The sequence below is a fragment of the Pelotomaculum propionicicum genome (assembly GCF_004369225.1).
Classification (GTDB): domain Bacteria; phylum Bacillota; class Desulfotomaculia; order Desulfotomaculales; family Pelotomaculaceae; genus Pelotomaculum_B; species Pelotomaculum_B propionicicum.
This window is the reverse complement of record NZ_QFFZ01000008.1, coordinates 105,027-115,469: the sequence shown is the minus strand read 5'-3', so window position 1 is coordinate 115,469 and position 10,443 is coordinate 105,027. Positions and strand designations below refer to the sequence as shown.

Sequence of the window (10,443 nt, the reverse complement as noted above, 5' to 3'; positions counted from 1 at the left end):
GGGCTCCTGGTCGACTTTCTGGGCGATGGGCTCGACGTATTTCTGGCAGAATTCTCTTACACTGGCGCGCACTAGTTGTTGTTCTTCAGTTAGTTGAAAATTCATGGGGTTTCTCCTCTCGTGAGTTGGTTGGCTGTTCCAGAATTTCTTTTTGAGGGACGACCGGAAGCTTTTTTACCCGGCCGCCCAAACATTGTGTCCTGTTGTTGGTTTTTAAGCTTTAGCGGCGTTCTCAGCCTGAGTATGTGCCATTGATTTCATCTCCTTGGCCGTAGCGACAAGGATAGCGCCAATTATTGCAAGCGCCGCGATGAAGATCCACGCCCAGGTGTACGACGCGCCCGCATCGGTCTTAATAACCAACCGGCTCATGACCAGCGGCGCTCCAGCCGCGCCAACAAAGTAACCGAACGCGTTAATAATACCCAGGGCTTTTGCGTGTACTTCCGCGCTAAAGATTTCCGCGGGCCAGGCGAACCAGGCGCCCCAGCAGCAGTTTGCGAAGAATCCGCAGGCCGAAAGAGTCAGGAGCAGCGCAATTGGGCTGACACCTTTTTGGAAAAAGGCAAAGAGCAACAAAAACGGGATAACGCCGATATAAGAAACAAGTATTACGGGTTTGCGTTTCCCTTTGAATAACTTATCGCTTAATGTTGATCCCAGTAATGACCCGATTACTCCACCCGCGAAATAGGTGCACGACCACAACCCCATCGTATTCAGGTTGAAACCAAATGTTTCTTTCAAATACAGCGGGATCCAGCTGAAGGCGGCCCAGGCCAGCGCCTGGATGACAATATAGGCGATGCATATTTGAAGCCAGCCCGGGTAAGTCATGATCTTGCCAATTGAGATTCTTTGCGCGGCAATTTTTTCCTGACTTATATTTCCCTTTTGAACCTCTTCTAAAGTATAAACACCGCTCGCAATTTCGTCTTCATAGCTCTCGCTGATTTCTTCAGGCGACAGGCCTTTTTTTTGCTCAGGTCGATCATGTATAAACGACAATATTAACAGGAAAGGCACTATACCAACCAAGGCCGCGATAGTAAATATAGGACGCCAGCTTCCCAGCGCGGTAATCAGCGCCGTCACAATAATCGGAGTAAATGACGGAGTCAGGATCCAGGCGTAGGACAAAGCTGCTTGCGCCTGTGCTCTCTGGCGCTTGGCAAACCAACGCACTAGAATTCTTGAACTCGGTACAAATTCAGTCGCACAGAGGATACCGAAAACTATTTGCCTAAAGTACCATTCATTTACACTATGAATATGAGCCAACCACCAGGTAGCCAGGCTCCATGCTATAATTGAAAAAAGCAGAACCCGTCTTGCGCCGAACTTATCGGTAATAAATCCCACCACAGCCTGCATCGGTCCGTAAAAAGCGAGCATTAAAAAAGTACCATTGCCATACTGCGCATAGGTCATGTTCAGGTCTTTCAACATTGGCGCCGCAACTACGCCCATCGATACCCTGTCAAAGTATTGGACACTGTAACAGATCATGAGCACAGCAGCAACCCAATACCTGTACCTCCACCAAGTTTCCTTAATAGCTGCAGTTGTCATTTACTTGCCTCCTTTTTTAGGGGGATTTGGCTAACGTTTATTGCTCTGACGCCAGATACCCATGTCCTGGGCGCTTTTAATCAGCTCTTCGCGGAAATCCGGGTGCGCGATATTTATCAGGGCCGCCGCCCTTTCCCACAATGACTTGCCCTTTAAGGTGGCAATCCCGTACTCGGTCACTATACTCGGCGCCATACCGCGGTGAATGGTGACGGCGGAGCCGGTTTCCAGGGTCGGCCGGATCCGGGAGAACAACTTGCCGCCTTTGCTGAAAGATGAAGTCATGCAGATAAAGCCTTTCCCGCCGTTAGACCTGAAAGCGCCCAGGGCAAAACAGATGGAGCCGCCGGTGCCGCTGATCTGCCTGGTGCCGGAAGACTCCGAGTTTATTTGTCCGAAAAGATCCACGTCAATACAGTTGTTGATTGACACAAATTTATCCAGCCGTCCGATCACGGCGGGGTCGTTGGTATAGTTAACCGGCATTAAAAGGACCATGGGGTTATAGTTAATAAATTCGTAAGTTTTTTGGGTCCCAAGCGCAAAAGTGGCCACTATCTTATACTTGTCTATGTTCTTTCTCGCTCCGGTGACCCGCCCTTTTTCAACCATCTCCACCATGGAATCTACAAACATCTCGGTGTGAATGCCGAGATCTTTCAGGTCGGAATCCGCAATCATTTCTCCCACCGCGTTTGGCATGCCGCCAATGCCCAGCTGCAGGCAGCTGCCGTCTTCAAGCTGCTCCATAATAATTGACGCGATCTTTTTATCAATATCATTAGGCACGGCGCCCGGTATTTCAGCAATGGGGTAGTCGGTCTCAATGATATGGTCCACCTTTGATATGTGGATTACTTCCTCTTGACCAAAACAGCGCGGTATATTGGGATTGACTTCCAGAATGATCTTTTTGGCCTTTTCACAAATGGCCATGGTGTGAGAGACCTGAGGGCCGAAATTAAAGTAGCCGAACTTGTCCATAGGCGCGACCGGGATCATCGCCACATCCACGTCCATATATTCGCGGTAATACTTGGGCAATTCGTGGTAGACCAGCGGCATATACGAGCAAAGCCCCTGATCGCTCAGTTTGCGCTCATAGCCGCTGAACTGCAGCCCGATATAGGTAAAATGCTCCCTGGTAGGGTCGACTTTCGCCACTTCCGGCGTTCCGGTGGAACGGGTACAGTTGCGGATCTTCACATCCCACAGTTCATCTTTTCGCGCGGCCAAAGCCTTGTCCAGCACAACCGCCGAACCGGAAAAGGAACCGTACTCGACCCAGTCGCCTGATTTCACTACCTTGACCGCTTCTTCCGGCGTAACAAGTTTTCGTTTATATTCCTCCGTATAATCCATGATCTATCCTTCTTTCTACCAAGTCTTTGCCTTTTTAAACCTTCAGTCTAATCTGGATTCACCTTACAAGCTAGCTTTAACATAGCCGTAACTCACGGCTACTTTTCCCGTTGTCTCGTTTAAAACCTGGAAATACAAATCCACAGTGTCGCCTGATACCTTACGCTCAAACAATTGAACTCTCAGATTGTCATTGGCAAATATCATGGATGTAAATTTACCCGCGAGGACTTTTACACGCCTGGCATCCCCGCCCAGTTCACGGTTAATAACCTCTTTAATACCGATCGCCAAATTAGCTGTTCCATGCAAAACATTGGATTTCAGGCCAACCGAACGGGCAAATTTCGGTGAAGTGTGAATAGCAAAAACCAGATCTCCACAACCGTCATAAATATACGGTAAGGCCTGGCTGCAGAAACCGGGAGATTCCCATAACGCATTACCGTTATATTTTGTTTGTTGGTACTCAGGCAAAGAGCCTTTTCCACCGTCAGGACATTCCACGCCCCGGAGCATTGAGCCAACATATTCAGTGTAGTAGGGTTCACCGCTCTTAAAATCCTCAACATCAAACTTGAAAACAATATTGGTACCGGCCCTTTGCGGAATCATGGCGGAAATCTGAGACTTGATGCGGACCTTGACTCCTGGCCGAAGTAGGCGTTTAAAGTCAATGTACTCAGTGTAGTGCATCAGTTGATCCCATACTTCTTGCGGGTAAGGAAGGCCGGGAGGCGCGTATTTTGCACGGTCTGCCAGAATAATACGCCAGATCAGGGTAACCGGAAACATGGGCGACGCATAGAGTCCGCCTTCTTGTTCCTCATCAAAATACAAGGGGTTCATATCATCAAGGGAAGCCGCATAGTTTGTTGTCATACGCCAGGTAATTTCTCTGACGTCTTCCTTCCATGGTACTCCGACAAATTTAGAATCAACGGTCATAAATAACCGGGATAAAACAAAAAGGAGATAATTACTCTCCTTTAAAATGATTGATTTTAAGCAAAACAATAAACAATTTGCTTGTTTTGCGACACTTCCTCTTATAGCTTAGCAGTAACGCGCACCTGGCTTTGTGGCGCATGCTGAAAGCCAGCATATAAAAAACATGAAAAACCCCGGGCAGGTTAACTTTGAACAAGCCGGGGCCTTAATTGATAATCGCTGTAACTGTAACTTATCTAAATAAACATTATAAACATTGGTGCTCTTTCCCATTCCTAAAACTTGCCGTAATCAGAATCATCCAAAGAGATAACATCCTCCGGGTTTAACCTGCCGCCGGTCGGTGAAGTTACAACTTCCAACCTGGACTTCTTCTGTTTGTGGGCCAAGTAAGGCCTGCCCGCTCTCACCGGACCGGCCGTGAAGGAAGCGCCGCCGCCCTGCTTTTTGAGTTTAAATTTGCTGAGCATCTGCCTGACCATCTCGGATTGGCTCGACATCTCTTCGCTGGCCGCGGCAAGCTCTTCGGAACTGGCGGAGTTCTGCTGGGTGACCTGGTCTACCTGGCCCAGGCCTTCGTTAATCTGGCCTATGCCGAGCGCCTGCTCCTTGGAGGCTGAAGCTATCTCGCTGATGAAGTCGGTGACTTTGCTGACGCCCATGACAATCTCCTCAAGCGCGTTAGATGTTTCCTCGGCGATTTTAGTGCCGACTTCGGTTTTCTTGATTGACCCCTCGATCATCTCGGCGGTCTCTTTGGCGGCCTTGGCGCTGCGCTGGGCCAAGTTGCGCACTTCCTCGGCCACCACGGTGAACCCTTTGCCGTGCTTGCCGGCGCGGGCCGCTTCCACCGCGGCGTTTAAGGCCAGCAGGTTGGTCTGGAAGGCGATTTCGTCGATAGCTTTAATTATTTTTGAAATGTTGGTGGCCGACTCGTTAATGTCACTCATAGCCCTGACCATGTTGGCCATCTGTTCATTGCCCCGCTCGGCGTTGGCCCTGGCCTGGGTGGCCAGCCGGTTGGCCTGGGTGGCGTTTTCAGCGTTCTGCCTGGTCTGGTCGTTCATCTGCTGCATGGAGGAGGTAATTTGGGCCATGGTGCTGGCCGATTCGGCCGCGCCCTGCGACAGCGCCTGGCTGGAATCCGACACCTGCTGCGCGCCTGTGTTGACCTGTTCGATGGCAATGGCAATCTGGCTTAAAGTTTCGTTTAAGTCTTCAATTGTTCTGTTGAGAGCGTCCTTCATGATTCCGTAGTCGCCCTTGTAGTTGCCGGTTACCGCTACATCAAGATTCCCTTTGGCAACTTCCTGCAGGCACCTGACCGCCTCTTTCTTGATAATCTCATTGAGCTCCTCCAGGGTGCTGTTGAGGGCGTCCTTGATGATAGCGTGGTCGCCCTGGTAATTACCGTTCACCCTGATGGACAGGTTGCCTTCGGCCATCTGCTTAAGACACTCTGCAGCTTCGTTGATCGGGTTGATTACCGCGTCCAGCATATTGTTGACACCTTCTATAATCTTGCGGTATTCTCCCTCGTGCTGACCGGCGTCGGCGCGGGTTCCCAGCTTTCCTTCAACCGCGGATCCGGCCAGCATATTGGCGTCGTCAAGAAGCTTTTGAATGGCGTCATGCATCCGGATCAGGCCTGGCGTCAGTTCGTCATGATCACACCAGCGCCCGACTGTTTTGAACTTTTCCAAACTACTGAGATCACCCTTGGATGCACTGATGACCGCATTTGTGATATTTCCCATGCGGAAGTGGACCCGGTTAAGCGCATCCTTGAGGTCATTCCAGATTCCTGTATAGTCTTTATCCACTGTTTTGCTGAGGTCGTTGACCTTCAGCCGGTCGAGTACGTCCATAATCTCATTGAGGGGCGCGGCGACAGCCTCTAGCAACCCGTCCATACCTTCCATCAGTTTACGGTATTCGCCATTGTACCTTCCGGTATCGGTTCGTTTGTCCAGTTGGCCCGACGCAGCAGCGAGGGCTGAGTTTTCCACGTCAGCAATCAATTCCTGAATAACCTCCATCATTTTGACAAAAGAAGGGATCAACTCGTCATGCTCACTTCTGCGGCCAACTTTCTTAAAGACTTCCAGATCACCGAAATCTCCATCGCTTATTTTAGTAACAGTTGCGACTATATCTGAGAGTCTTTCTGTTGTAGTGTTGGTGGCGTTCTTCATCTCTTCCCAAATGCCGTTGAAACTCTTCTCAATCTTTTGGCTGAAATCGTTGACCGCTGTCCGCTCCAGCACTCTGATCAGCTCACGTACCGGCTCGGCCGCGGCTTCCATCATACTATTCAGGCCGCCCACCAGCTCACCCCAGTCGCCGCTGAAAGCCGTCGCCTCACAGCGCGCTTCCAGCCTGCCTGCCTTAACAGCCTGGACCATGTTGTCCACTTCCTTAATCAGGCTTTGCAGGGTTTCCCTGATCTGATCCATCTTTTCACTGGCGAAGACTTGCTTGCCCGGCAGCCTTTCCATGACTTTGGAGAAGTCGCCTTCCGCGTAAGCCGCTACTACTTTCAGAAGTTTACTCATATTTTTGACATGTGTTTTAACCACTTTGTTGACCTCTGCGGTCATTTCCCGGTAAACTCCTGTAAAGCCTTCCTCAGGGATATAAAAGTCAATGGCGCCGTCGTTATGGGCCTTGGATAAATTGTTCATCCCGGCGACAACACTGTTGATACTGTCGATGCAGGTGTTCAGGTTGTCCTTGATTTCGTTGAAGTCGCCGTTATAATTGTCTGTGATCCTTGGTGGAATATCTCCTTTACTGATCCTGTCAACATACTCCGCGGCAACGTTTAGCGGGCCGATTACCGCGTCAAGGGTGTTGTTAAACCCTTCGATAACCTTGCGGTACTCTCCCTCGTGCCTGTCAGCGTCCGCCCTGGCGTCCAACTTGCCTTCCACTGCGGCGCCGGCCAGCATATTGGCGTCGTCCAGCAGCTTTTGAATAGCGTCATGCATTTTAATAAATCCAGGCACCAATTCATCATTAGCACTTTTTCGGCCGACCTTCTTGTACATATCAGAGTCGCTCAAGTCGCCCTCGCTGACTTTGACAATTGTATGCTGAATATTGACCAGCCCGGCGTTCAACTCGTTGACAGTGTGTTTAAGCTCATTCCAGATACCGCTGTAATCCTGCTCCATCTTCTTGCTGAGGTCGTTTACCGCCATTTGACGCATGATCACCATTATTTCCTCAACCGGTCCGGCCACTGCTTCCATCAGGCTGTTCATCCCGTAGACCAGTTCACTCCAATTGCCGGTGAAGGCCTCCGCATCACCGCGAGTGTCCAGTCTACCCTCCCTGACCGCGACAATCAGACTGTCGGTTTCTTTTAAGAGGCCATTTACAGCATCTATGCAGCCGTTAAGGTTGTTTTTAATCTCGTTGAAGTCACCGTTATATATTTCGGTAATTCTAGGCGGAATGTCGCCCTTGCTGATCCGGTCAATATATTCGGCCGCCACGTTTAAAGGCCCAACCACGGCGTCAAGGGTCTTGTTGAATCCTTCAATAACATTACGGTACTCACCTTTGTGCCTGGCCGCGTCGGCACGGGTATCCAGCTTGCCTTCCACCGCCGCCCCCGCCAGCATGCCGGCGTCGTCCGCCAGCTTCTTAACAGCTTCGCTCATACTTATAAGAGCGGGAATCAATTGGTCGTTGTCACTTCTCTGTCCGACTTCCTTCATCACAGCCAGGTCGCTGAAATCACCCTGGCCCATATTTTTCATTGCCCTTATGGCGTTCAACACTCGTGCCTGTACTTCATTAGCGGCGTTTTTGAGGTCATCCCATGCTCCTTTATAATCCCCAGCCATGTTTTGGCTATAGTCATTCATAGCCATCCTGGTGAGGACCGCAAATAACTCATCAACCGGCACTGCCACAGCTTTAATCAGGCCGTTCATACCGCCGACCAGCTTACCCCATTCACCATTATAAGCCGCCGCGTTGCCACGGACATCCAGCCTGCCCTCACCCACGGCATGGGTCAGGCTTTCCATCTCTTGCAGCAGATCATTAATGACATCCACGCAACCATTCAGGCTGTTTTTAATTTTATTGAAGTCACCGTTGCAGGCGTCAGTGATCTTCGGCGGGATGTCTCCCCTGGCAATCCGCTCCACATACTCAGCCGCGATATGGAGCGGCCTGGTTACTGTGTCAAGGGTGTCGTTCACCCCCTTGATGACTTCCCGGAATTCCTGAGCCACCTTGCTTTCATCGCCTCTTGTGTCCAACCTGCCTTCTCTGACCGCAGCCGCCAGTCGTTTGCTTTCAGTAAGCAGAGCATTGAAAGAAGTTTTTACAGACATTGCGGTAAAGAAACTTAAAACACCACCGGCCAATAAAGATATACCGCACAAAATGATACTGGCGGTCATGTTTTTTAAAATACTTCCACTAAAGCCTACTACGGCAAGCAACAATAAAAGAATTAAAAAACACATCACAATCTTTGTCCCGATTTTTTGTTTCACTTACTTTAGACCTCCCTCTTTTAATAACAGCTGTTCATCCTTCATGTCGGTTTTTATAACAACAAGAGCACCGACCAAAACTTTTCCTCCCATATATTTCTTCGTAAAATTTTACCTGTTACATTAATAATAAATACTAATAAAATCTATTAGCCAGGCTTAACAATCGAAAGCCGGGGCCACTGATGAGCTTTTATTTGAGCTCACCGGCGGCCCCGGCCTTGAAGAAAATTTGTGATTTTCCCGGGAACAATAATATAGAATAGATATTACATATTTTTACCACTCTGATTATTTTCTAAAAACTTCAAAAAGCTACGCACTAATTCCGGGTCAAACTGGACCCCGGCGGATTTTTCAAGTTCGCCCACAGCAGTTTCGTGGGGCATGGCCTTACGGTAGGGGCGGTCGTTGGTCATGGCGTCGTAAGCGTCGGCAATAGCCAGGATCCGGCATTCCAGCGGGATTTCTTCCTCCTTGAGCCCCAGCGGATAACCACTGCCGTCCCACCATTCATGGTGTTTTAGGATCCAGTCCGCAATGGGCGCCAGGTCCGGCGCCGACTGGGCGATGCGGTGCCCGATCTCACTGTGCCGCTGCATCTCTCCCGCTTCCTCCGTGGTCAGGGGACCAGGCTTAAACAAAATACTGTCACGCACGCCTACCTTGCCGATATCGTGGAACTTGGCCAGCAGGTTGAGATCAGATACATTTCGTTTAGGCATACCGATAGCCCTGGCCAGCGCTGTGACATAATCCTGCAGCCTGAGGGCGTGGCCTTCGGTAATGAAGTCCCTTGCTTCAAGCGCTTTCATCAGGGTCTGGACGAGCGCGCTCCTGGCGCTATGGCTGCGGTGCAGTTTCTCCCTGTACATGTTGTTGTCGGCTTCTTTGAAAAGGTCGCTGACACTCGCTGTCTCGACACTGCCCACTGCAAACCCCATGGATATGTTTAAAGGAATTTCATGCCCCGCCAGGTTGTATTTATCAATAGCTGCCTTTATCCTGTCACAGGCTTCCTCCACGGTTTTTTCTCCGCTTTGATTAAGCAGCACCGCAAATTCATCCCCGCCGATGCGGGCTACTATATCACTTTTCCGGAAAGCACTTTTAATAACATTGGCGGACGCTAAGAGCAACGAGTCCCCGGTGTCGTGCCCCAGGGTATCGTTGATAAACTTCAGCCCGTCCAAATCACAAACTATTATGCCGACAGGATCAAAACGCCCGTCCGCGGCCCGCTGCATCTCCTCTTCAAAAAAGGTTCGGTTATACAGCCCGGTCAGATTATCATGCAGGCTGAGGTACTTTAGTTGCCCTTCAGCCCGCTTGCGTTCCGTGATGTCGCGGACCGATTCGATCGCGCCAGTGATCTTGCCTTCGCTGTCATATAGCGGAGATGCCTTACACCATATATTCGCACCCTCCCCTTTAAACAAGGCTGGCGCAAAAACCTCCGCGTAGATAGTGTTTTCTTTCCTTTCAACGAATTCGTACCCCGGCTCTGTTTCAAGGTCACCATGCATCACCATGTCAATAAGAACTGGCCTGCGCACCCCATAAAAAGGAACCGCGTAAGCGTAATCACCTTTGCCGATAATATCATCCTTCGAAATTCCTGACATCTCCTCCATCGCTTTGTTCCAGGCGATCACAATACCGCTGCGGTCAACAACAAAAGTGGCGTCAGGCAGAAAATCAATGATGTCCAGGAGATGCCGGTTCGCGGCACGCAATTTTTGCTCCGCCAGCCAACTCTGGGTAATGTCCTCACATGTCACCAAATATTCCCCTGTTTGCAGTTTTAAGGGTATAAAGCGGATAATTTTTTCTTTGCCAGCCTCTGCTATCAATTTTTCAAATTTTTGTCTTTCTTTAGCTAGAGCTTCTTCCAGTTTGTTGTGTTTTCTACTGTTACCGGCGAACTCCATCACCTTAATACTACGCTCCTTATTCTTAAACAGGATAGGGCATAAGCCTCTGCATATAAGGTGTTCCACTTTCTCTACATCAAGATTCGGTTTCAACCTCCTGAGTGAAG

At 49.8% G+C, this 10,443-nt stretch carries 6 protein-coding genes; all 6 read right to left on the bottom strand.

What is annotated here, in order from left to right:
- On the bottom strand, window positions 1–105 hold a 105-nt coding region (locus Pmgp_RS20665), incomplete at its 3' end, for an acyl-CoA dehydrogenase family protein (protein ID WP_134213037.1).
- Between the two features lie 108 nt (window positions 106–213).
- Entirely contained in the window at window positions 214–1,572 is a 1,359-nt protein-coding gene (locus Pmgp_RS05855; protein WP_134213036.1) for an MFS transporter, read from the bottom strand.
- Window positions 1,573–1,602: 30 nt separating this feature from the next.
- Window positions 1,603–2,934, bottom strand: a complete 1,332-nt coding sequence (locus tag Pmgp_RS05850) for an acetyl-CoA hydrolase/transferase family protein (RefSeq protein WP_134213035.1) — start codon at window positions 2,932–2,934, stop codon at window positions 1,603–1,605.
- A gap of 63 nt (window positions 2,935–2,997) precedes the next feature.
- Complete coding sequence (locus tag Pmgp_RS05845; RefSeq protein WP_134213034.1) at window positions 2,998–3,882, bottom strand: MaoC/PaaZ C-terminal domain-containing protein; 885 nt, start codon at window positions 3,880–3,882, stop codon at window positions 2,998–3,000.
- 278 nt (window positions 3,883–4,160) lie between these two features.
- Window positions 4,161–8,402, bottom strand: coding sequence for a methyl-accepting chemotaxis protein (locus tag Pmgp_RS05840; protein WP_134213033.1), 4,242 nt, complete (start codon window positions 8,400–8,402; stop codon window positions 4,161–4,163).
- Between the two features lie 269 nt (window positions 8,403–8,671).
- Window positions 8,672–10,429 carry an HD-GYP domain-containing protein gene (locus tag Pmgp_RS05835; RefSeq protein ID WP_192902806.1) on the bottom strand — a complete coding sequence of 586 codons (1,758 nt, stop codon included), beginning with the start codon at window positions 10,427–10,429 and terminating at the stop codon, window positions 8,672–8,674.
- Between the last annotated feature and the right edge of the window lie 14 nt (window positions 10,430–10,443).